This window comes from Niabella beijingensis (genome assembly GCF_020034665.1).
Taxonomy (GTDB): Bacteria; Bacteroidota; Bacteroidia; order Chitinophagales; family Chitinophagaceae; genus Niabella; species Niabella beijingensis.
The window spans coordinates 3,644,961-3,667,680 of the sequence record NZ_JAIQDI010000001.1; the positions used below are offsets into that span (position 1 = coordinate 3,644,961).

General features: G+C 47.5%; 21 protein-coding genes. 13 read left to right on the forward strand and 8 right to left on the reverse strand.

Annotated elements, in window-relative coordinates; genetic code table 11:
* The first annotated feature begins 128 nt into the window (after positions 1-128).
* Positions 129-1,112: an MlaD family protein gene (locus K7B07_RS15325; protein ID WP_223711073.1), complete on the forward strand. Its 984-nt coding sequence runs from the start codon at positions 129-131 to the stop codon at positions 1,110-1,112.
* A 1-nt stretch (position 1,113) separates the two neighbouring features.
* A complete protein-coding gene (locus K7B07_RS15330) occupies positions 1,114-3,000 on the forward strand; it encodes an OstA-like protein (protein ID WP_223711075.1) in 1,887 nt (628 codons plus the stop codon).
* A 63-nt stretch (positions 3,001-3,063) separates the two neighbouring features.
* Here the strand turns inward: K7B07_RS15330 and K7B07_RS15335 are convergent, their stop codons facing one another.
* Positions 3,064-3,267, reverse strand: coding sequence for a hypothetical protein (locus K7B07_RS15335; RefSeq protein WP_223711077.1), 204 nt, complete (start codon positions 3,265-3,267; stop codon positions 3,064-3,066).
* A 176-nt stretch (positions 3,268-3,443) separates the two neighbouring features.
* Between K7B07_RS15335 and trpB the strand changes: the two genes are divergently transcribed.
* The 9 genes from trpB (at position 3,444) to K7B07_RS15380 (ending at position 15,762) form a co-directional block, all read left to right on the forward strand.
* On the forward strand, positions 3,444-4,643 hold the full coding sequence (trpB, locus tag K7B07_RS15340) for a tryptophan synthase subunit beta (RefSeq protein WP_223711079.1): 1,200 nt from the start codon (positions 3,444-3,446) through the stop codon (positions 4,641-4,643).
* Between the two features lie 25 nt (positions 4,644-4,668).
* Positions 4,669-5,439: a tryptophan synthase subunit alpha gene (gene trpA / locus K7B07_RS15345; RefSeq protein WP_223711081.1), complete on the forward strand. Its 771-nt coding sequence runs from the start codon at positions 4,669-4,671 to the stop codon at positions 5,437-5,439.
* Between the two features lie 253 nt (positions 5,440-5,692).
* On the forward strand, positions 5,693-6,769 hold the full coding sequence (locus K7B07_RS15350; RefSeq protein WP_223711083.1) for a TlpA disulfide reductase family protein: 1,077 nt from the start codon (positions 5,693-5,695) through the stop codon (positions 6,767-6,769).
* 504 nt (positions 6,770-7,273) lie between these two features.
* The gene (locus K7B07_RS15355; protein ID WP_223711084.1) at positions 7,274-7,834 is read left to right on the forward strand and encodes a sigma-70 family RNA polymerase sigma factor; all 561 of its coding nucleotides are present in this window, start codon (positions 7,274-7,276) and stop codon (positions 7,832-7,834) included.
* On the forward strand, positions 7,831-8,877 hold the full coding sequence (locus K7B07_RS15360) for a FecR family protein (protein WP_223711086.1): 1,047 nt from the start codon (positions 7,831-7,833) through the stop codon (positions 8,875-8,877). The genes K7B07_RS15355 and K7B07_RS15360 overlap by 4 nt, the downstream gene beginning before the upstream one ends.
* 156 nt (positions 8,878-9,033) lie before the next feature.
* Entirely contained in the window at positions 9,034-12,381 is a 3,348-nt protein-coding gene (locus K7B07_RS15365) for a SusC/RagA family TonB-linked outer membrane protein (RefSeq protein ID WP_223711088.1), read from the forward strand.
* 20 nt (positions 12,382-12,401) lie between these two features.
* On the forward strand, positions 12,402-13,850 hold the full coding sequence (locus K7B07_RS15370; protein ID WP_223711090.1) for a RagB/SusD family nutrient uptake outer membrane protein: 1,449 nt from the start codon (positions 12,402-12,404) through the stop codon (positions 13,848-13,850).
* Between the two features lie 42 nt (positions 13,851-13,892).
* Positions 13,893-14,750, forward strand: coding sequence for a putative zinc-binding metallopeptidase (locus K7B07_RS15375; protein WP_223711092.1), 858 nt, complete (start codon positions 13,893-13,895; stop codon positions 14,748-14,750).
* Positions 14,751-14,772: 22 nt separating this feature from the next.
* Positions 14,773-15,762, forward strand: a complete 990-nt coding sequence (locus tag K7B07_RS15380) for a DUF4302 domain-containing protein (RefSeq protein WP_223711093.1) — start codon at positions 14,773-14,775, stop codon at positions 15,760-15,762.
* Positions 15,763-15,979: 217 nt separating this feature from the next.
* Here K7B07_RS15380 and K7B07_RS15385 read toward each other — a convergent pair whose 3' ends face one another.
* Entirely contained in the window at positions 15,980-17,275 is a 1,296-nt protein-coding gene (locus K7B07_RS15385) for an amidohydrolase (RefSeq protein ID WP_223711095.1), read from the reverse strand.
* 109 nt (positions 17,276-17,384) lie between these two features.
* On the opposite strand from K7B07_RS15385, the gene K7B07_RS15390 reads away from it, so the two are divergent.
* Positions 17,385-18,578 carry a carboxypeptidase-like regulatory domain-containing protein gene (locus K7B07_RS15390; RefSeq protein WP_223711097.1) on the forward strand — a complete coding sequence of 398 codons (1,194 nt, stop codon included), beginning with the start codon at positions 17,385-17,387 and terminating at the stop codon, positions 18,576-18,578.
* Between the two features lie 47 nt (positions 18,579-18,625).
* Positions 18,626-18,988: a DUF4377 domain-containing protein gene (locus K7B07_RS15395; protein WP_223711098.1), complete on the forward strand. Its 363-nt coding sequence runs from the start codon at positions 18,626-18,628 to the stop codon at positions 18,986-18,988.
* Positions 18,989-18,992: 4 nt separating this feature from the next.
* Here K7B07_RS15395 and K7B07_RS15400 read toward each other — a convergent pair whose 3' ends face one another.
* The 6 genes from K7B07_RS15400 to K7B07_RS15425 form a co-directional block, all read right to left on the reverse strand.
* Positions 18,993-19,505: an O-acetyl-ADP-ribose deacetylase gene (locus K7B07_RS15400; protein ID WP_223711100.1), complete on the reverse strand. Its 513-nt coding sequence runs from the start codon at positions 19,503-19,505 to the stop codon at positions 18,993-18,995.
* 21 nt (positions 19,506-19,526) lie between these two features.
* Positions 19,527-19,871 (reverse strand): tRNA-binding protein, encoded by a 345-nt coding sequence (locus K7B07_RS15405; RefSeq protein WP_223711101.1) that lies wholly within the window; start codon positions 19,869-19,871, stop codon positions 19,527-19,529.
* A gap of 103 nt (positions 19,872-19,974) precedes the next feature.
* The gene (locus K7B07_RS15410; RefSeq protein ID WP_223711103.1) at positions 19,975-20,442 is read right to left on the reverse strand and encodes an SRPBCC family protein; all 468 of its coding nucleotides are present in this window, start codon (positions 20,440-20,442) and stop codon (positions 19,975-19,977) included.
* 24 nt (positions 20,443-20,466) lie between these two features.
* Positions 20,467-21,255, reverse strand: coding sequence for an MBL fold metallo-hydrolase (locus K7B07_RS15415; RefSeq protein WP_223711105.1), 789 nt, complete (start codon positions 21,253-21,255; stop codon positions 20,467-20,469).
* Between the two features lie 72 nt (positions 21,256-21,327).
* Positions 21,328-22,131, reverse strand: a complete 804-nt coding sequence (locus K7B07_RS15420) for a penicillin-binding transpeptidase domain-containing protein (protein WP_223711106.1) — start codon at positions 22,129-22,131, stop codon at positions 21,328-21,330.
* 46 nt (positions 22,132-22,177) lie between these two features.
* Positions 22,178-22,714 (reverse strand): thioredoxin family protein, encoded by a 537-nt coding sequence (locus K7B07_RS15425; protein WP_223711108.1) that lies wholly within the window; start codon positions 22,712-22,714, stop codon positions 22,178-22,180.
* Positions 22,715-22,720 lie beyond the last annotated feature (6 nt).

Sequence of the window (22,720 nt, forward strand, 5' to 3'; positions counted from 1 at the left end):
ATGGGCCGGAGAATTAAGATTCTGATAACGAGTTTTTTGTATAATTAAGCTTGTTTTTAATTTTTTCGGACGTTATTTGCAATATTATTTGAGTCAATTGGCAGAGGACAGAACTTAAACCATGTTTCATGAAAATATCAAATGAACTTAAGGTGGGTGTATTGGCCGTGATAGCTATTACCGCCCTGATATTCGGGTTCAGGTTTTTAAAGGGAAAGGATATTTTTAACCACAATCCCAAAATTTACGCAATATTCAGATCGGTAGGCGGACTGGAGAAGTCCAACTTCGTAAAAATAAACGGTCTTGCCATCGGTTCGGTATATAAAATTGAGCCGGCGGATGCCAATGTAAGCGCGATCAGAGTTACCCTGAGTATTACCGAGGATGTGAATATTCCTGCGAATTCCGTCGCCTATATTTCCGGAAGTCTGCTGGGAGCATCAGAGGTAGTGATCGACAAAGGGAACTCCAAAGAGTATCTTGGTGATGAGGCCGAGATCAAAACCCGGGTGGAAGAAGGGTTGCTGGGCGATCTTTCGTCTGAGGCCAAACCGCTGATGGGGAAGGTGAGAACCGTGGCGGACTCACTCACATTGCTGTTGTCTCATTTCAATAATACGCTGGATGTGCCTACACAGCGCAACCTCCAGGAGGCCATCGCGCACCTGAAAAATACCGTTGGCTCACTGAACCTCCTGTTGTCAAGTGTTCAGAAGCCGCTGGCGGCGTCGCTGGATAATATGAGCGTTTTTACAGAGTCCTTAAAAAGGAATAACGGACAGGTGGACCAGATCCTGGGTAATGTGAACGCATTAACAGGTAATCTTTCAAAGCTGCAGCTGGAGCAGACACTGGATACGCTTAGTACGACGGTGGTGGCGCTGCGCGATGCAGTGAACAAGATCTCCAGTCCTGAAGGAAGCATCGGCGCACTGATGAACGACCGGCAGTTGTATAACCGGTTGAATGGAGTGGCACTGAGTGCCGAAATCCTGCTGGATGATATCCGGGTGCATCCCAAACGCTATGTGAACATTTCTGTTTTTGGCAAGAAAAATAAGGCAGGTGAGCTTACTGCACCTGCAATAAAGGATACGGTTCCCCGATAAGATGTATAACTCCCTTTTTCTGAAATACAGCCTGTTTCTTGTTCTGCTGATAGGGGCAGGTATCGCAGGTGCTCAGCAACCGGCGGGCACTCCGGTAGATATCATTCATGCCGACAGCATTTCATTAAAAAAGGCGAACGACAGCACCGAACTTACCATACTGGTGGGTAGTGTGGTGATGAAACAGGGGACCACGATTTTTAAATGCGACCGTTGTGTGAAAAACGACCGCACCCGTACCTTTGAGGCCTGGGGCAATGTCCACATCAACGATTCCGATACTACAAATATCTATTCCGGTCATTTACGGTATCTTATAGAAAAGCAGATCGCTTACCTGGATAAGGATGTAAAGCTGACCGACGGACACGCTACACTTACCACCCCCGACCTGGAATACAATATGAGCACCAATATCGCCATTTATAAGAATGGCGGGAAGGTGGTTAATAAAAAAACGGTGATCACCAGTAAGGAGGCTTTTTACTATACAGATCTTAAAGATGTCTTTTTCAAGAAAAATGTACTGGTGAATGATCCCGGATACCGGATCACCACCGACTCGCTGCAATACAATACCGAAAACCAGATCGCCCGCTTTATCGCATTGACGCATATAAAGGACAGTACAAATGCGACCATCGACACCCGGGCCGGTTATTATAACCTCAAGAGTGGTGATGCGCAGTTCGGACAACGTCCGCTGATCAATGACGGGAAAGGCGTAACGGTAGAGGCGGATAATGTTTCCCTGGACAATGGATTTGCCAAAGCGGAAGGAAATGCTGTGGTGATTGACACCATCCGTAAAACAACACTTATCGGTAACCTTATTTACCAGAACAGGACGACCGAAGCCGTACTGGCTACGCTAAAGCCGCTGATGATCATAAAGCAGGGGGAAGACTCGATCTATATTACCGCCGATACATTGTTCAGCGCAAAACTGACCGACCTGTATGCCGTGTCGCCGGCGCTGGGAGGAGACCGCATCCGGATAACGCCGGATTCCGCAGCTGTGCCTTCAGATTCCCTGCTGCCGGTTGTATCAAAAGCAGCTGACATAGTGCCCGGGACGGATTCCACCGGTATATCCGGCAATGAGAAGAAGCTCCCGCTGCCGGCCGCACTTGAGCCGGAAAAGCCGGCAACTGCCCGGGACAGCATTCCCGCCCGGGCAATAGCCGAAGTGCCCAAGGTATTAACGCATGCGGAGCTGCTCTCCAAACCGGGAGAAACCCCGCCCAGGCAAACCACAGGAGTTCCCGCACTGCCGGCACAGGGAAAAAATGCAGTAAAGGAAAAACCGGCGGATAACGACAGTACGAACCGCTATTTTGAAGGCTTTCACCACGTAAGGATCTTCAGCGATTCGCTCCAGGCGGTATGCGACAGCCTGTTCTACTCCTTTAAGGATTCCACCTTCCGTTTATACCAGGATCCCGTTGTATGGGGAAAGGCCAGCCAGATAACAGGAGACACCATCCTGCTGCATACGAAGAACAAGCAAATGGACCGGTTTGAAGCCTTTAAAAGGGGATTTATGATCAATCATGTGGAGGATCAGGCATACAACCAGGTAAAAGCTACCAGACTGGACGGATATTTCACGGATGGTAACATGGACTCCGTTCGGGCAAAAGGCTCTGCCGAATGTATTTACTATGTTCAGGATGAGGACAGCTCCTATATCGGTGTCAACCAGACAAAATCCGATATCCTGGATGCCTATTTTTCCAATAAAGAACTGAAAAAGGTGGTGTTGAGAAGCGAAGCCAGCGGAACCCTCTATCCTCTAAAGGATAAATCACCGGATGAAATGCGGTTACCTGATTTTAAATGGCGAGAGGCAGAACGGCCCAAAACAAAATACGAACTGCTGCAGTAAACAACAGTGCATAACATTACCCGTCCCTGTATGGAAATTTCCCCGCTGCTGGCTGGTTGCTCTTCAGGCTTTTTTATCCGTTACGATGTACCATTCCCTGCCGTCGATGATTTCAATATGCCATATCCATTCTGCAATATTAAACGTTGCGGTTTTTTCTGCAAGATGAACGATGGCGTCTGCCGTAAAACTTATATTACTCAAAAAAGCTGACTGATGAGCATCCTTTTCAGGCCGGTGGATTTTATCATCTAAAATCACTCTCATGTTTACCGCTTTTTGTGATCTGTGTCCTAAATATACATCAGAATGGGAGGGCCTGCAAAAATTGTTTTGCACAATGGGGTACAGCGTTCAGTCTCATTACATTGGCAAACAGGACCGGATTATACACCCATTTCTTGTATCTTTACGCCTCACCAAAAAGTACAGGGGTAAATAAAATGCAGGCATCATATAAGGAACCGGATGAGCAGGGATATTATGGAGAATTTGGAGGCGCTTATATTCCGGAAATGTTGTATCGGAATGTGGAAGAACTGCGGGAAAACTATCTTAAGATCATAGCCGACCCGGCTTTTCAGAAAGAATACCATTTGTTGCTGACCGACTATGCCGGCCGGGAAACCCCGCTGTATTATGCAGGACGCCTGAGTCAGAAGTACGGCACCAATGTCTATTTAAAGCGGGAGGATCTTTGTCATACCGGAGCACATAAGGTAAACAATACTATCGGTCAGATACTGGTGGCAGAGCGCCTTGGGAAAAAACGCATTATTGCAGAAACAGGTGCCGGGCAACATGGTGTGGCCACTGCCACCGTATGTGCCTTGAAGGGCCTGGAGTGCATCGTATACATGGGGGAGAAAGATATCGAGCGCCAGGCACCGAATGTAGCAAGGATGAAGATGCTGGGTGCCACCGTGATCCCGGCAAAAAGCGGTAGCAAAACGCTTAAGGATGCCACCAACGAGGCGATCCGGGACTGGATCAATAACCCGAACGATACTTTTTACATCATCGGAAGTGTGGTGGGACCCCATCCTTATCCGGATATGGTGGCCCGCTTCCAGAGCGTGATCAGCAAAGAGATCAGGGCACAGCTGGCGGAAAAGACGGGATCGGAACTGCCGGCCGCTGTTATCGCCTGTGTAGGCGGAGGCAGCAATGCTGCAGGAACCTTTTATCATTTCCTGGATGAACCTGCTGTTGCCATCTACGCCGTGGAAGCAGCCGGATGTGGCATCGATACCGATAAAAGCGCAGCGGCCACGCAGCTGGGAAAACCCGGGATTTTACATGGCAGCAGAAGCTACCTGATGCAGACGGAAGACGGACAGGTGGAAGAACCCTATAGCATTTCTGCGGGGCTTGACTATCCCGGCATCGGGCCCATGCACGCCAACCTGTTTGTGACCGGCAGGGGCAATTTTTTAAATGCAACGGACGAAGAGGCACTCCAGGCCGCTTTTGAACTGGCGGAACTGGAGGGGATCATCCCGGCGCTGGAAAGCGCGCACGCCCTGGCGGCACTCAATAAGATCCGGTTTGCAAAAGAAGACAATGTTGTCGTTTGTCTGAGCGGACGCGGCGATAAGGACATGGAAACCTACATGCGCTACATGGACAGGCATTCAAAATAAACAGCACTTAAGAAGAGGATCGATCATGACAAGACTGAAGCAACTATTTGAACAAAAGCAGCAGCAGGTGCTGAATGTATATTGTACCGCCGGTTTCCCCCAGGTTGACAGCACACTGGCGGTTATGGAAGCACTGCAGCAGAACGGAGCGGATATCATCGAACTGGGGATGCCCTACAGCGATCCGCTTGCAGATGGGGAAGTGATCCAGAGCAGCAGCACGATCGCTTTAAAAGCGGGAATGACCATCTCCCGGCTGTTTGAACAACTGAAGCCCATGCGTACCCGGATTCAGATACCCGTGGTACTGATGGGATATATGAACCCGGTATTGCAATACGGTTTTGAGAAATTTTGCGCAGATGCAGCAGCGGCCGGTGTCGACGGACTCATCCTCCCGGATCTGCCTCCCTTTGAATTTGAAGCAACTTATAAGTCCATTGTAGATCGTCACGGACTTGATTTTATATTCCTTGTTACACCTGAAACATCCGAAGCCCGTGTACGTAAGCTGGATGCACTGAGCAGTGGGTTCCTTTATGCGGTATCCTCTTCATCAACAACCGGCAATGAAAAAGATTTTTCTGCAGTTGAACAATACCTGGAACGCCTGGCCGGTTACAACCTGAGCAATCCGGTACTGGTAGGTTTCGGAATAAAGGATCATGAAACCTTTTCCAGGGCCTGCCGTTTCTCCAACGGAGCAATCATTGGTTCGGCCTTTATAAAAGCATTGGAAGGGCAAACAGACATTCCCGGTGCTACCGGAAAATTTATTAAAACGGTATTGGGATAAGTATTGCAAAAGCAGAAACCTGTTTTTGACAGAATCACTTTCCTAATATTTTGCTAAATAGTAAATAGCGGTGTTCCAACTTATGCTTCCATACGTCAAGGAATCAGGAGATTATAAATATCCGGCACAGCAGATCTGGGGGTATTGCGGTTTTTAAAGGGGAGTGTTCCGGATCGATCCAACAAATAAATAGTAATCTTGTTTTACTGAGGCGGCATTATTTGTTGCCCGTTTCAAAAAAATAAACAGCTACATGAACAGACTTATTTTCTTTTTTGCATTGATGCTGCCTTTGTGCACGATGGCCCAGAAATTGACACTTACAGGAACCGTAGACGGATTGCCGGACAATACCGACGTGTTACTGATTGACCTGGAGAATTCCTCTTCAACCATTGGTACCACCAAATCCAAAGGGGGCGGTTTTGTATTGTCCGCAAAGCTGGAAGCTCCCACGATCCTCGGGCTGATGGTAGGGGATACGATGAAGACCGCTGTTTTCCTGGGAAATGAGAATGTGAAAGTGGCCGGATCTGTAAAAACAAAAATGGATGACTGGAATTTCACCGGATCAAAAACACAGGACGATTTCACCGAGTTTCAGGATGTTTTTATACCCAAATTCGAAAAGATCAACCAGGTGGGTATGGAGCTGCAGTCCGGAACGGGTGGTGAGGGCCTGAATGATGCTTTGAAAACCCAGATTGACGAAATCCAGAAGCAGGTAGATCTTTTTATTACAAAGCACCCCTCTTCACCGGTAAGCGCCATGGTGATCTTATCCACGATCGGCTTTACAGAGGATGTGGCACTCCTGGAAAAAAGGGCGGCAATGCTGGGAAAGGATGCGATGGCCACCGCGATGGGCGGACAGCTGAAAAAGGCATTGGTGGATGCACGTTTTAATGCGGTAGGCAGTATCGCCACAGATTTTATGCAAAAGGATACCAGTGGTAAGGAAGTATCTCTGGCACAGTTCCGTGGCAAATATGTGCTGGTGGATTTCTGGGCCAGCTGGTGTGGTCCCTGCCGCAGGGAGAATGTGAACCTGGTAAAAACATTTAAAAAATATAAGGATAAGGACTTTACCGTGCTGGGCGTTTCCCTGGACGAAGAAAAGGAGCCCTGGCTGGCTGCAATAAAAAAGGATGCGCTCACCTGGACACAGGTAAGTGACCTGAAGGGCTGGGAAAATGAAGTGGCCCAGAAATACCGGATCACTGCTATCCCACGCAACTTCCTGCTGGGGCCCGACGGAAAGATCCTTGCAAAGGACCTGCGCGGGGAAGACCTTGAACACAAACTGGCCGAACTGCTGGATAAAAAATAGCCCCGGTACGCGCCGATCCATATTTTCAGCTGTTTAACAGATCTGATGTACACCCTGACCATTGATGGTCAGGGTGTGTAATATCCGGGTGCCGGACTCTATGATATATGGACACTGAAGTCGTGATTTTGCGGCTGTGCCTGCTGCCATTGCTTCCGCCACTATCCTGCTTTGAAGGGTTGCCTTTGGTAAAAGGGCCGGAACTGCCCCTGATGGCTTTAAAGGGCATTACGAACCAGGCCTGTCAGGGAACTCTTGTGCAATACAGAATCAGCTCCCTTATAAGAAAAGCGACGTTTAAGGGTGCCCCTGGTATTAATTGGTGCATTGATTGCCTGGTCTGACCAGTTACGCGGCAGCGGACAGGCTTATTTTTAGTCAAATAGTAATATCTTTATAACTACCGACATGTTTTTTTGAGAAATTTTAAGTCTAACATATGCACCATGGCTATCGTTCTCAGACAGGGAGTTGTATAAGCGCAGGGCATCAAATTGTTACCGGATGAACATTGACGTACTGAATCTAATCGAAGGCGACAAACAGGCATTTAACGCTATTTATTATGCATTTCAACCTCAGGTGTATAATTATGTTCTGAATAAAATAGGGAACAGTTATTTTGCGGAGGAGGTTACACAGCTCACTTTTATAAAATTGTGGGAGCGGCGAAAGCAGGTGGCTGTGGACATTGACATCGGCATTCAGGTCTTCCGGATCGCCAAAACCGTGCTGATCGATCAGCTGAGGAAAATGTGCCGGAAGAAAAATGACATCCGGTACCTTGAGGCAAGTACCATGATCCAGGACCCGGACAATCATTTGTTAAACAATATCAGCTACAAAGATACGTACAGACGGTTGGACAAAATACTGGATGCACTGCCGCCCGCGCGGAAACGGGTATTTGAATTGAGCAGGCTGGCAGGGCTTTCGCATAAGGAAATCTCCGAATTATTACAGATCAGTCCAAAAACAGTGGAGAACCACATTACAAAAGCATTAAAGTACATCAAACCTCTTTGGAATACAACGGTTATGATTATGATTCTTTTTAATCGATGAATGAAGGCCGGCATATACTGATAAATGATCAACTGATCTTCCGTTTTTTTTCGGGACATTGTTCCGAAGAGGAGCAGGAGCAGGTACTGTCTTTTTTTGAATACCATCCCGAGGCACTGAACCATTACCTGGATCCTGATGCAGGCTCCGGGCTCAGCAGTACACCGGCTCCGGGAGCGGTTGCTCCCGAACAAATGCTGGCTGCCGTTCATCATTCTATCAACCGGAAACGGACAAAGCGCCGGCTTGTATGGGCATCCGGTATAACCACCACGGTATGTGTCCTCTTTTGCTTTTTGTTTTTTTATCGTTCAGGGGTCACGCCGGCTGCGGTTCCCGAGGTGGCTGAAGTACCACCTGCAAGGATCGAGCACTTCAACCGTACTACCCGTTCGGAACACATCACGCTGCCGGATCATTCGCAGGTTACGCTTTACAGTAACAGCAGACTCAGCTATCAGCGCAATTTTGGTGAAACGGACCGATACCTTCTTCTGGAAGGCGAAGCCGATTTTAATGTTGAAAAAGATACCTCCCGGCCTTTTATTGTTGAAGCGGGTCATATTGCCACAAAAGCGGTAGGAACCAGCTTTAAAGTAAAAGCAACAGCTGAACAGATCACCGTAAAGCTTTTTGAAGGCAAGGTACTGGTATGGCACAAGACGCAGGGCGACAGTATGCGATATTATTTAACGCCCCATCATCAGCTGGAATATACCATTGCGCAAAACCGGTTTACTGCTTCAGCATTTGGCCGCCCAAAACCGGCGCCTGTCCGGGCACTACCCCGAAATACCAAACAGCCCCAACCGGCAAACGAATCGATTTCTTTCAGAACTGCGCCGCTCCGATCGGTTTTGGACCAACTGGCCGCCCTCTATAATATCCGCATTGCGTATTCCAGCCAGGATCTTGAAGACATCTATATTATTGCGGATTATTCCCGGAAAGAACCGGTGGAGCCTTTGCTGAAGAAAATTGCCATGGTCAACCAGCTGAAACTGGTTAAAACTGCTCCGGACGCATTTTCCATATCCCGATAAGCGTTTTTCAAAACTCCGGAATACCCGATTCTCCCTTTTTAAAAGGAAAAGGTAACTTTTTTTTAATTTTTTCTTAACAAGAGTAGGGGATGCCCTCTTTAAAAAGCGTATTCTTGAGTGATTGAACTATTAAAAACAAAAAAACTATTTGTTTTAATGAGACGTAAATTGACTGGAGCCTCTTTGCTGATATTGTTTTGCTATTTTGTTCCGTTGACCGGAACGGGTCAAACAACCACCTCTGTAAATGGAGTGGTTACAAATGAAGAGGACGAACCGCTGATACAGGTAACCGTTGTAGCCCGCAACACCACCAATGCCAAACTGATATATCAAACCACTACAGACAGTACGGGTGTGTTTCGTTTTGGTGCTGTTAACCCTGAAGGACGGTACAGTTTTACCTTTAGCAATATAGGCTACAAGGAGCATACGATCACCGGATACAGCCTGAACGCGCAGGGCAACACATCCATTGTGGTAAAGCTGAAAAAAGATTCCCTGCTGATGCAGGATGTTGTGGTTACCGGTTTTCAGCGCATCGACCGGCGGAAGTTTACAGGTTCTGTGGTGCAGGTGGACCGGGAGCTGATCAACCGCTCGGGGTATATGGATGTTTCCAAAATGCTGCAGGGAGCGGCTGCGGGGGTAAGCGTCTCCAGCCCTTCAGGGACTTTTGGTGCCACACCCAAAATACGGATTCATGGTAATGCCTCAATCAGCGCCAACCAGGAGCCTTTATATGTTTTGAATGGTGTCCCTATCAGTGCCCCTGCAAACGTAACGGTAAACCAGTTGTATTCCGGCGATCCCGCCAGTTTACTGAGTTCTGTAATTGCCGGGCTGAATGCCAACGATATTGAGGATATTTCCATTCTGAAGGACGGCTCCGCCACAGCCCTTTATGGTACCCGCGCGGCAAATGGCATTATATCCATTACAACCAAAAAAGGCCGAAAGGGTGATATGAATATCAACTTTAGCTCGGCGCTGAGTATGGGGTTAAAGCCGGATATTGACCGGTTCAACCTGATGAATTCAAAACAGCAGATTGAGCTGGCACGCGATCTTTATAATTATGGATACCTGTCTGTACTCAATTACCCCACTTCCACAGGCGCATTTACGGACGCTTATTTCCGTTACGCAGAGAATCTTATTTCAAAGGATCAGTTTAATAAAGAGGTGGATAATGCGGCATACAGAAATACCAACTGGTTTGATGTGTTGTTCAAGAATAACCTGGTACAGGAGCATTCACTTTCTTTGTCCGGCGGCAGTGAAAAAGCCACTTACTATCTTTCCGGAAGTTATGCCGGTGATAACGGGGCTTCCATCGGATATAATACGAAACGTTATACGATTGATCTGCGTACTATTATTAATGTAACCAAGCGCATGGATCTTGATGTGGATCTTACTGCAAATTTCAGAGACCAGATGGCCCCGGGAACGTTTAACAGTACGACTCCCAACGGCACAGTATCGAGGGCTTTTGAACTGAATCCCACCATCTATGCCACTACTACCAGCAGGGCCATGAGTCCTTATAACGAAGACGGCAGTTATAAATACTACCGCAGAAACTATGCACCGTTTAATATTCTGGATGAGCTGAATGAAAATTTTACCGGCATTAAAACCCAGGGGATTGCTGTAACAGTACGCCCCAGCTATAAATTCACTAAAGACCTGACACTGGAAGTACTGCTTTCTGCAAGAAAAAACAGGGCAGAAATCAGCCACGTAATGACCGAATATTCCAATGTGGCGGCCGCTTACCGGGCCGATTATCCCGATCCGGTACGCAGTGCCAATCCTTATCTGTTTAAAGATCCCACCGATCCGAATTCCATTCCGGAGACGATACTACCCCGGGGTGGTATCCTTGATGCTTATAACAGCAATGGTACCGAGCTATACGGACGGGCCACCCTGAACTATGTGAAGCAGATAACGAATCAACACCGGCTAACATTTTTCGGAGGTGTTGAAATAAGGTCGAACAGCTATGAGAGCGATAGCACAAGAGCATATGGCTATCTGTATTATGGGGGAAAGATTATTTCCCCCAGCCAGCAGGCAATGAAATATGCTATTTTAAACGACGAACGTTATTACAGGGAAAACTTTATCAACGAAAGGGCTGTTGGCGGTTTTCTGAATGTACAATATACCCTTAAGAACAGGTATAATCTTGATCTGATGGCGCGATCGGATGGCAGCAATGTGTTTGGAACACTGACCCGTTCGCGGTTTCTGCCCAATTACAATGTAGGTGTTTCCTGGAATGTAGACCGTGAACAATTCTTTGAAACATTAAAACTGAATTCCGTTATCGATCGTTTTACAATAAGAGGCAGTTATGCCTTAAGAGGAAACGCTTATAATACCTCGCCCATGCTGAACGGACAGTTTTACAATGCGGTAAGGGTTGATGATGTAAACAGCCAGGTTGGCCTTCGGATCTTCTCTCCTGAACTTTATAACCTCGCCTGGGAAAAGGACTACATAACCAATATCGGACTGGACATCGCATTTTTGAAACGCTACTCGATTGTAGCCGAATATTATTCAAGAAAGAACGAAAACCTGATTGCACCGGGAAGCATGCCTTTTGAAGAAGGATTTGCCAGTAAGGTAATCAACTGGGCTTCCATGACCAATAAAGGGTTTGATTTTACCTTTAATGTCAGCAACTGGTTCAATTCGAACAAATTTCGCTGGGGAACCGGCATTATTTACGGGTATGTAAAAAACACCATGATCGACGGGGTACTGCAATCGCCGTTGTTAACCAATGTCACCCGGCCGGAAGGATTTGGTAAGATCGGTAAACCACTGTACGGACTATATGCCTATAATTTTGCAGGGCTGGATGCCAACGGGCAGCCGACTTTTGCAATTGGTAACACCGGACGCCGGATAGACAATGTTTTACTTTCGAGCACCAATGATTCCCTGGTATCCTATATGGGACCAAGGGAGCCCACCACCACCGGTTCCTTTTCAAACACCTTTGGCTATGGACCGTTTGAACTGCGTATTTTCTTTACGTACAGCTACGGCAACAAGGTCTTCAGAAATCCGATGGTGCAACGCACCTACGCGGATAACCTGGCGGTAGCGCAGGATATTGATGCACGCTGGCGTTCGGCAGGAGATGAGCAATTTACCAATATACCCGGGCTGGTTTCCAGCATTCAGGCTGCTTATCTGGCATCTGCGGGAATTCAGAATGAATTTGCCTACAACCGCAGTGATATCATGGTGGCGAAAGCTGATGTGCTGCGTCTGAGTGAAGTAATGCTTTCTTATGATGTGAACCGGAAGGCACTGGAACGTACCCGTGTTATTAAAAGTTTACGCATAATGGCTTCCGCAAACAATATCTACTACTGGGCCGATAGAAAACTGAGAGGCGTAGATCCTGAAAGCCTTATTACAGGCGTAGCACTTCCCAATACCAAAAGTTATTCCTTAAGAATCCTAGCACAATTCTAGACTATTTAATAAAAGAAATTATGAAACGCAGCTATTATATAATAGTACTTCTTACACTGTTCTTTTCGGCGGGTTGTAAACGATTCTTAGATACGCCCTATGATAACCGGGTACGACCTACGCTTACGGAACAGTATGCACAGGTATTAACGGACGCCTACCCCGCACGCCATGAAATGTTTACAGACATATTAACAGATGATTACCAGTATTATGCAACATTGGCGCAGGCGAGTATTAATGAGCGTTTCCTGCCCATGTATTTATACAAAGACGAATATCCGCAGAATATCCCCACCGGACCTGAAAATGCCTACTCAGAGTTTTATGCAAAAATTTACCGCGCGAATGTTGTGATTGAGGGTGTAATGAGTTCCGAACGGGGAACAGAAGAATACAAGGCCGCGGTTATGGGGGAAGCATTACTGATCAGGGCCTATTGTCATTTTATGCTGGTTAATCTTTTCAGTCAGCATTATGATCCTGCTACAGCAGATAAAGACCTGGGCATCGGGCTGGTGACCGCCGTGAGCCAGGAGAACAAAAAGCTGATAAAACGGAATTCTGTAAAAGAGGTATATGATCAGGTGGAAAAAGACGCCACTGAAGGAATCGCGTTTTTGAAAAAAGGGCAGGCCTATGTGTCAAAAAATCCCTATCATTTCTCGATCGCCAGTGCCAATGCATTCATGACCCGGATGGAGCTGTATAAAGGCAATTGGGATGCTGCGGTTAAATACGCGGATGCCGTGATCGCCGAAAAAGGAAGAATCGTACGTGACCTGGCCGCCGATTTAGCCGTTAACCGGAAATACAACCGTGAATATTATGCCACCATGTTTATGGATCCTCCCACTCATCCCAATATTCTCATGAACTGCTATTCATTGAACCTGGGTTTTTTAACCCCGACAGGCTACACCTTGTGTGGCTTTTTCCCGACAGATGAAGTCAGAGCACAGTTTAAAAGCACACCTTACGGAAGGGACCGGCGGGACAGTATACTGGTCTCTGTCGGTACGGTAATCGATAACCAGGTGGTATGTACCAAATACAATACCCAGCCCAATAATCCGAATAGTTTTGTACGGGCCGCTTATTTTACAACCGATGAAGTATTGCTCAACCGGGCAGAGGCCGTTTTACGCGGTACTGCAAACCCGGTGGCATCCGCACTGGATGATCTCAACACCCTGCGGGCGGCACGGTATACCAATTATACACCGCTGACGACAGCTGTTTCAAGAGACAGCCTGATACGCATTGTTGTAGCTGAGCGCCGGAAGGAGTTTTTAAATGAAGGACTGCGCTGGTTTGATGTAAAACGCTTTAAAATTCCGGTAGAACATGTGCTTGGAAGAGGATTGCCGGTGGCTGCCAGCATCGGCGCTACCGATCTGCGGAAGGCATTACAGATACCGCTGACCGAGCAGCTGGGCAATCCGGGTATCGTTCTGAATCCAAGATAATAACAATAGCAACAGAAGATTCCATTAAATAATTTATCTGACATGAAAAAAATATATTATAAATCATTTTTGTTTTTACTGTGCTTCATGGTTATCCTGTTTTTCAGCTGCAACAAAGAAACAGCGCTGGTGCGGGAAGCACCTGTTGACTACCTGGAAGTAGTTCACTCCGGGCCTAAAAACGGGTTGGATTCCCTTATTGATACGATTCAAAATAACTATGGTGTACAGGTGTACTACCAGTTCACTCCCCGGGTGATTGACCCGACAACATTTTTTACGCCAACTACATACAACCGGGCAATGGCATATGCCGATATAGTCGTGAGAAAAATGTGGCTGGGCCCTTTAAAGCAACGGTTTCCTAAATTCTGGGCAGAGCAGAAACCGATTGAGTTCCTGATTGTGGGCAGCGCGATCAAATTCAACAGCATTTCTTCCGGCGGCGCCGCCGGTGCCGGTTTAAACGGACAGTTTTACCGGCTGGGTATGGGCGGTGTTGACAATATGAGCTTTACGAGGGCCACAGTGAGGGAACATATGTGTATCCTGTTTCATGAACATGCGCATCAGATGGATCATAAATATGGAAGAGGATATGATTATGACCGGGTATCGCAGGGTGAATATTATGGCACTCCCGGCTATACCAGCAGAACGGATGAGCAGGCGCAGGAGGATGGTTTTTTTCGTAATTACGGGGGATACGCACCGGAAGAAGATTTTGCCACAACTGTGGAAGCCTGTTTGCGTTTTTCAAAAGATTCCATTATGAAAATCGTTGCCAAGAATGACAAACTTCGCAAAAAGTATAATATGATCTATAGTAAGTACCTGGATATGGGAATGGATCTGCACGAAATGAAAGTTTACCTGGACTCTGCAGCCATTGCACTTTAACTGTAACTATTAATCTACAAGAATGAGCAAAAATATATTTAAAGGCGCTGTTTTTATTTTCATATTGTCTGTTTGTCTGAGTGCCTGTCAGAAAAATGATCTGTCGTCGGATGGTTCGGCCTCCCGTGAAAGAGCTGCAACCCTTCAGAATGAAATTAAAACAGCACTTCATGATACCAAAGATGGCTGGATACTGATGTTGAAGAACCTTAATAAGAATGTAAGGACGGCTATGCCGGTATTGATGAAATTCGATACCTTATCCGGTACCGTGAAAATTACCAGCGCTTTTACAAAAGAAGCTGAATCGCAATTCCTGCTTTCCGCAAGCACCGGATTGCCCCTGCTGTCCTTTTCAACGCAGTCCTTTATTTCACAGATATATACAGGTGGCAATACAGAGGTAACGGACTTCTTTTTTAAAGTACTTTCTGTTACAAATGATTCTATTACAATTCAGCCCTTCCGGAAGGGTAATATTTATCAATCGGAAGGTGGTGCTTTAATAAAACTGTATAAGGCTACAGCAGAGCGCAATAAATGGGTAGCTGATTTTTTAAATACATCTTCATTGCCCAATTTGTTTACACACACTTCCTTTTATGGCCGCAATCTGGACATCCGGCTAAAGCCGACTTTTTCAACAGATTCTATAAAAAGCGGAACTTACCTGGATACCTGGGATCCGGGTTCCCTGAATCTGATTAAGGCATATCAGCCGGCAACACAGACAAACCCGGCGCTTAATCCTATCGTTATCGAATATCAGAAGGATTATCCGATCAATACAGATGTAATGTATGCAAATACCATCGTGGGGCCGGGGTTGATCTACTGGCAGCCGATTACTGCGTTAACACCGGCAGAATACTTTTTAACCGCGCCGAATGCATTTATAAATCTTCTGAGAACGGATTATCTGATCGTTAAATCGATAAAGGGAAGTACCATTGAAGTGTATGCAATGGATGAAAACGGGAAGGTTTGTATGACGGGTACCATTGGATTCTAGTCACTATGCAGCTGACCGATTTGGCAGGTGTGGCCTTTTTCTGTTTTGCTGTGTTTCAGCGTTGCAAAGGCATTGTAGCCTCCCTTAAAGAACATAACCGGGGACGGCTGAAGGCAGAGCTATTGTTTTTGGGGATAACAATAGGCGTTGCGGTTTTACTGCTCTTGGTAGAAGGGTTGTTGCAAACTGACCGGCTTGGGAAAGATGCATTACGCGGTTATTGAATGCCGGGATAATCAAACACCAGGTTACAAAATATTTTTACCCCGTTATAAAGCATACGGTCTGATATCATAAAATCAGGTGTATGATGCGGTGGTGCCTTGGCCGGATCGTTGCCTTTAGGCATACCACCGTAATAAAGAAAAACCGCAGGGGTAGTAAGGCCGTAATAGGCAAAGTCCTCCGCGCCTGTTACCCAATTCGTTTCCTGTACATTTTCCCTTCCCACGGCTTTTTCAAGTGTGGGTATGATCTTTTGGGTCAGTTCCCTGTTGTTAAAAGTTACCGGTGTATTGTTTTTGATGGTCACTTCGGCCGTAGCACCATTTGCTGCCGCGATACCGGTGGCGATCTTATGGATCCGCCGGTGTACATCACGCTGCATGGCGGTATCAAAGGTGCGGATGGTGCCGGCCATTTCCAGTTCCTCCGGAATGATATTGTTGCGGACACCGGAGTTTATTTTTCCCACAGTGAGCACAACAGGCGCTTTTGTAAGATCCTGCTGCCGGCTTACGATCTGCTGCAGGGCATTGATGATCTGCGCGCTGACAGCAATCGGGTCAACACCTTTCCAGGGCTGGGCGCCGTGCGACTGGCTGCCTTTTACTTTGATTGTGAACCAGTCGCTGGCGGCCATAAAGGGCCCCGGTTTATAAAATACTTTTCCTTCTTCGATCCAGCTTTCGATGTGCATGCCGAATACAGCAGCTACTTTGGGAGCATCCAGTACCCCTTCCTTAACCATTAGTTCCGCACCACCTTCCTCATCTCCGGGAGCACCTTCTTCAGCCGGCTGGAAAATGAATTTAACAGTACCCGCGATAGCGCTTTTCATACCGGACAATACTTCTGCGGCGCCCATCAGCATGGCAACATGGGCATCATGTCCGCAGGCATGCATTACCGGAACTTCCTTTCCCAGGTACTCGCCTTTCGCTGTGGATCTGAATGGTAGCCCGTTGCGTTCGAGGACGGGTAATGCGTCCATGTCGGCTCTCAAAGCGATCACCGGACCGGGCTTACCGCCTTTCAGGATGCCCACTACACCGGTTTTGGCAAGAAGCTGCGTTTCTATTCCGAGCCTTTTAAGATGGGCCAGTACATACTGCTGCGTTTTAACCTCCCGGTTGCTGAGCTCAGGATACTGATGCAGGTGCCGGCGCCATTGAATGAGTTTGTTTTGCAACGCTTCCGATTGCCGGCTGATGACGAGGGCCCTGTTCTGCCCTGAAATCCTCACCCCGGTAAGGAGGCCGATACACAGGAACAGGGAAACGATTTTTTTCATACAGCAATTTAATGCATTCCCGGCGTAACCCGCCAGCATCAGGGGGCACTGTAGAAAAATACTCTACGAAATGTTCGTAATATTGGAAATGGAATCTTATTTTTATTCAATGAAACAAGGACTGATTGCATTCGTATATTGTTTATGGATCCAGGTTGCAGCTGCACAGCACCGGCTGTCGGGGATAGTGGTAGACGGCGATGCGAATCTGCCAGTGGCCGGGGCAAGCGTGTTTCTCAATAACACATCAACAGGAACGGTCACTGCTGCGGACGGAAGTTTTACCCTTGCAGATGCACCTTCCGGCGAGCTGGTGGTGTCGAGTGTGGGGTATGAGACATTGGTGTATACAGTAAAACCGGATGCAATGGAATTGCGGCTGCGTTTTGTATTGAAGCCAAAGATAAAGGAGCTGGAGAATGTAGTGGTAGGCGGATATATTTCAGAAACCTGGGAGAAATGGGGGAAAACATTCCTGGAGACCTTTCTGGGGCATACCCCCGTAGCCGGCAAATGTGTACTGAAGAACAAAGAGGTGATCCGGTTTCGTTTTTATAAAAAGCAAAATATACTCGAAGCAGTTGCCACAGCACCCCTGATCATCGACAATCCACAGCTGGGTTATACCATCCGGTACGATCTTATGGATTTTAAAATGAATTTTACGGAACACAGCTCCTACTATGCGGGTTTTGCATTGTTCACGGAAAAACGCCGTGCTTCAGCAAGAGCGGTTGCCAGGAAACGGCAGACAGTCTACTATGGCTCTGCAATGCATTTTATAAGGGCGCTTTATCAGAATCAGATAGAGGAGGAGGGCTTTCGTATAAGACGGATGACCCGGGTATGGAATGCGGAAAAGAAACGGGTGCGGGAACTTAGAAGGGCCCGGGCGATTGAGCTGGGCCGCGGGGGAAGTAGGGCAGGGCGGGTGAATGAGCCGGCGGACTCAACCGCATATTACGACAGGATACTGCGTGAGAATGATTATGACGATTATTATTCCTCATATATGCTGACTGCCGACAGCGTACTTGCGGGAGCAAAGGGACAGAATAAAGTGGTATACTGGAACAATTTCCTCGCGGTTACCTACCTTAACAGTATGGAAGCACCGGAGTACCTGGTATATATCGGTGAAAAACGCAAACCGCTTTATCCGCTTTCCCTGATACAATTAAAGGGCGCACTGGTGATTGATGAACATGGCAATTGGGCCCCTCCTGAAAATATTATCACATCGGGTTACTGGTGGTGGAGCGATAAGGTGGGCGATATGCTCCCGCTGGATTACAAACCCTGAGGAAGTGCGGTACCATTTTTGATGCAATTTCAAACAACTTATTTCTTATGAAGTATAATTATTTGTGCAGCGTCCTTTTACTGGCGTTACTATTCATCAGCTGTACCCATACGAAAAACGGACCTGCTCCTGTTTTAAAAGAAGGGGAAGCTGTTTACTGGATCAACAGCAGCAGGGTGGATTGCTCAGGCGTGGGTCCGATGAAATGCCTTCAGGTTCAGAAAGGAGATGTATTGAAGCCGGACGCATGGACTTTGTTTTACGGAACGATTACCGGATTCGAATATGAACCGGGTTATGTTTATAAGCTGGTGGTAAAAGAGGAGGCGATTCCCAAAGAACAGGTTCCGGCTGATGCATCCTCCATACGGTACACCCTGGTAAAGCAGCTGGAGAAGCAAAAACAATGATGCGTTATTGATCGAGTTCATGCCGGATGCACTGCTCATATCCGGGATCGAAGCAAACGAAATAGATCTCCTCAATAAGGGAGTGTTGTGCCAGGAAATCTTTAACGGCATTAACTGCAACAGATGCCGCTTCGTTTTTGGGGTAACCATAAATGCCGGTACTGATTCCGGGAAAGGCAATACTTCTGCAATGATGTTCCACGGCCTGCTTCAGGGAGTTGATATAACAGGAACGTAGTTTTTCGGCCTCCTGCTTCTGTCCGCCGTTCCATACGGGACCTACTGTATGGATCACATATTTTGCCGGCAGCAGGCCGGCCGTTGTGGTCACCGCCTCACCTGTTTTGCAACCGCCCTGCTGCGCAACGATCTTCCTGCATTCGGCAAGGATCTCGGGACCACCGGCACGATGAATGGCACCATCCACACCGCCGCCGCCCATCAGGGAGGAGTTAGCTGCATTTACAATGGCATCTGCCGTCACTTTTGTAATATCGCCTGCCAGTACCTGTATCATGATCCTTTTTTTTAAGGAACGCTATCCGATTCTGAGGCCGTTGGGCACCGGTTGCCCCGGTGAAAGGAGGGTAATGGTGTTGGCTTCGCCTACCGTGCCCAGCACCAGGCATTCACTGTAAAAGTTAGCGATCTGCTTGGGTGGAAAATTCAGGACAGCGATCACCTGTTTCCCGGGAAGGGATTCAACACTGTAAAGCGTTGTGATCTGTGCGGAAGATTTATAATACCCGTATTCCCCGAAATCGATGGTTAATTTATACGCGGGTTTGTGTGCTTCTTTAAACACTTCGGCATGCGTGATCGTTCCTACACGCATTTCGATCTTGGTAAAATCCGACCAGTTGATCGTTGGTTCTGTATGCATATCCATGTTCATTGCGTAAATCCGGAATATACGATAAAAAAATAAAAGAGATTCTTACCATCCTTTTTTAAGGCGGATGCTTTGCAGGGGGGATGGTAGCGGATCATTGCATTTCCTTTGGAAACCGGTCGCCTACCAGGTTCAGCCGGATGCCATGTTCCAGCAAGGCTTTCAGATTGGCAAGTACCAGTGTGAACCCTTCTGTGGAATCGCGCACCTGCGCGATGAGCTGATCGGTAGCTCCTTTAAACCCGCTGTTTATAATGCTCACAAAAGTGCTGGCTTTGTCGATAGCTGTAAAGGTCCAGGTTACCGTTGTTTGCTCCTCGTAGTTCCCCCATTCGATCACGATCTTCCTGTTCGTCTCAATATCGATCACTTTAACAGGAACGGTGTGGTTATACATCTCCCATACCCATTCGATTGTTTTTCCCGTTTCCAGTCTGCCGGAACTCCTGGTAAACCAGATCTGCGTGGTGATGGCCGGATCTACGAAGGCTTCGAAAACCGTTGCAACGGGTCTGCGGATCAGCATTTCTGCTTTTGCAAAATTCTGTGTTGTTGTTGCCATAGATCGTTTTTATAAAGGTAAGCTTTATTCAAAGATCTTCAGATAGCGCGCGATGGAATAGTCGAAGGCAGCTCTTGCCTGCCGGGTGATATATCTTCCAAAGGCGCCATACAGGGCATCAAAGTCAACCCCGTTCAATGATGCCTGAATGTGCAGAATACTTTTTTTATCGAGCGGAATATAGTTGGGATAGCTGTACATAAAGCCGGCAGTTTTTAAATCGGGTGCTACCTGTATGATATCGCCTGTAAGCAAGAACCGGTCGTAATGCAGGATGGCTCCGCCATCAAAATGTCCGGCACTGTTAATCAATGTTGCGCCGGGCAGGATCTCATGTTTCAATCCGTCCCACAGCTGCAGGTCGAAGTCCCGGCGGGGTATCCACTGCGCGTCCCGCCGGTGGATATAAACCGGCGCCTGAAAGGCTTGGCTCCATTCGGCCATGGTCGTATAGTAATGCGGATGGGAAATGGCTATTTTGCGGATGCCACCCAGTTTATTTATCAGGCCGATGGTGGTGGTATCGAGGTTGGCAATGCAGTCCCACAGGATGTTGCCCTGGGGGGTCAGCAGCAGGTGTGCTCTTTGACCGATGGCGAACGCAGGAGCCGTATAGATAGCGTAAAGCGAATCGTTTATTTTATCTAGGATGTTTTTGTGCGTGTTATTGATCTGCCGGAGCGTTGTCCAGCTTTGCCCCAGCGGATTTACATACTGGCGCTCATCTTCACAAACCGGGCAGTCTGCCGGGGGGCGGGCTGCTGACGCATAGGCAGTACCGCAGGTGGTACAGATAAATGATTCGGCTATCATACAAAGGCTGTTTTTAGCACCACAATGATAAAACTTTTCCGGCAGTGGGCTCAAAAATTTATGACCTGCAGATCAGTGGTGCAATGCCTCCAACTGCTCCAGGAAATACCGGGTGATGGTTTTCCTGCAATTGCCAAAGTCCGGATTATTGTCGGCACGATCGTTCAGGATACGGGTAGCAAAGAAATAAACATTGTCTTTTGTGGTCACATATCCGGTCCACCAGCCGATGTTTTTTCCTGCGATGCGGGTCCATCCTGTTTTTGAGCGGATGGTATCCTGTTCCTTTTCTTCGGTGATCATCACCTTCTTCAGAATGGCCAGGTTTCTTTTCGAGAACGGTAATTGGTGTTCTTTATAAACCTTTATGAGAAATGCGACCTGGTTTTTCGGGGTAATGGCAAAAGGTCCAAAGTTCCAGAAGTCGGCATCCTTCTCAGTAAGGTCTCCGTTTCCATAATCACATTTATCCAGGTAGTAGCGGTATTTTTCCCGGCCGATGCGTTTGGCCAGTTCAATAAATACCCATCCGGCCGATACTTCAAAGGCTTCTTTTACAGACATATCTCTATAAATATCGGGCCGGTAGCCATAAAGCGTGGTATCGGTATGCCCGGGCCATTTTACGATCGCGTTCTCGTCATTGATCACACGGGTCTCAAGCGCTATGAGGAGGTTGATGATCTTGAAGGTAGATGCCGGTTGTGTTCCCTTTGCAGCATCTGCACTGTCACTGATCATCCAGCGGTTATTCTTCAGGTCAAATAGCGTTGTGCTGCCCGTTACACGGCAGGCTTTGAACGGTTGCTGAACATCGGTTTGGCACCCGGCGCGGGCTGCTGTGAATAGAAAACAAAACAGGAATAATGTACGCATAAAGGAACTGCAATTTAATCTACTCCATTCAATTGCTGCTGTTTTTTTAGTGATTTCCGTATGGTACGGCCCTGTTTGTTTCAGCGGCTGCCTTATGGATGGTGGGATCGTTTTTGGGTACGGCTTCCAATAGCCGGATCAGGTCTTCGGGGATGAGATAACTGTTGGTCCGGAGTAATGGTTCCCCGCGGGACGACAGAATAAAAAGCGCAGGATAGGCAGCAGGCTGACCGTTACGGAGCCAGGCCGCCAGTTCATGTTCACCGCTTTGTATTCCTGTGGGCCGGTAGCGGAAACTGCTGTCCAGAAAACGGATACTGCGGCGTTCTTCCGCATTAAGCATTGCAAAATAAAAATGCCGGTCCAGGCAGGTGGCAACTTTTTTATTGCGGAATGTAACGGCTTCCATTGCCCTGCAATACCGGCACCAGTCGGTGTACACGAAGATAATAATTGGCTTTGGATGTATTTGCCGGAGGCTGTCGAGTTGTTTGAATGACCGGGACATGGGTTGGGCCTCCGGTTGCAGGCAGCACAGCAGGCCGGTAAGGATAAATGGTATCGTATGCTGTAGCAACTTCATTACTGT

Bases quoted from the DNA above. Each gene is read 5' to 3' on its own strand.
- K7B07_RS15355 (WP_223711084.1), top strand. From the start codon at position 7,274: ATGAACATTGACGTACTGAATCTAATCGAAGGCGACAAACAGGCATTT.
- trpB (WP_223711079.1), top strand. From the start codon at position 3,444: ATGCAGGCATCATATAAGGAACCGGATGAGCAGGGATATTATGGAGAA.
- K7B07_RS15405 (WP_223711101.1), bottom strand. From the start codon at position 19,871: ATGCATACAGAACCAACGATCAACTGGTCGGATTTTACCAAGATCGAA.
- K7B07_RS15400 (WP_223711100.1), bottom strand. From the start codon at position 19,505: ATGATACAGGTACTGGCAGGCGATATTACAAAAGTGACGGCAGATGCC.
- K7B07_RS15335 (WP_223711077.1), bottom strand. From the start codon at position 3,267: ATGAGAGTGATTTTAGATGATAAAATCCACCGGCCTGAAAAGGATGCT.
- K7B07_RS15410 (WP_223711103.1), bottom strand. From the start codon at position 20,442: ATGGCAACAACAACACAGAATTTTGCAAAAGCAGAAATGCTGATCCGC.
- K7B07_RS15360 (WP_223711086.1), top strand. From the start codon at position 7,831: ATGAATGAAGGCCGGCATATACTGATAAATGATCAACTGATCTTCCGT.
- K7B07_RS15325 (WP_223711073.1), top strand. From the start codon at position 129: ATGAAAATATCAAATGAACTTAAGGTGGGTGTATTGGCCGTGATAGCT.
- K7B07_RS15395 (WP_223711098.1), top strand. From the start codon at position 18,626: ATGAAGTATAATTATTTGTGCAGCGTCCTTTTACTGGCGTTACTATTC.
- K7B07_RS15380 (WP_223711093.1), top strand. From the start codon at position 14,773: ATGAGCAAAAATATATTTAAAGGCGCTGTTTTTATTTTCATATTGTCT.
- trpA (WP_223711081.1), top strand. From the start codon at position 4,669: ATGACAAGACTGAAGCAACTATTTGAACAAAAGCAGCAGCAGGTGCTG.
- K7B07_RS15330 (WP_223711075.1), top strand. From the start codon at position 1,114: ATGTATAACTCCCTTTTTCTGAAATACAGCCTGTTTCTTGTTCTGCTG.
- K7B07_RS15385 (WP_223711095.1), bottom strand. From the start codon at position 17,275: ATGAAAAAAATCGTTTCCCTGTTCCTGTGTATCGGCCTCCTTACCGGG.
- K7B07_RS15425 (WP_223711108.1), bottom strand. From the start codon at position 22,714: ATGAAGTTGCTACAGCATACGATACCATTTATCCTTACCGGCCTGCTG.
- K7B07_RS15415 (WP_223711105.1), bottom strand. From the start codon at position 21,255: ATGATAGCCGAATCATTTATCTGTACCACCTGCGGTACTGCCTATGCG.
- K7B07_RS15390 (WP_223711097.1), top strand. From the start codon at position 17,385: ATGAAACAAGGACTGATTGCATTCGTATATTGTTTATGGATCCAGGTT.
- K7B07_RS15365 (WP_223711088.1), top strand. From the start codon at position 9,034: ATGAGACGTAAATTGACTGGAGCCTCTTTGCTGATATTGTTTTGCTAT.
- K7B07_RS15350 (WP_223711083.1), top strand. From the start codon at position 5,693: ATGAACAGACTTATTTTCTTTTTTGCATTGATGCTGCCTTTGTGCACG.
- K7B07_RS15420 (WP_223711106.1), bottom strand. From the start codon at position 22,131: ATGCGTACATTATTCCTGTTTTGTTTTCTATTCACAGCAGCCCGCGCC.
- K7B07_RS15370 (WP_223711090.1), top strand. From the start codon at position 12,402: ATGAAACGCAGCTATTATATAATAGTACTTCTTACACTGTTCTTTTCG.
- K7B07_RS15375 (WP_223711092.1), top strand. From the start codon at position 13,893: ATGAAAAAAATATATTATAAATCATTTTTGTTTTTACTGTGCTTCATG.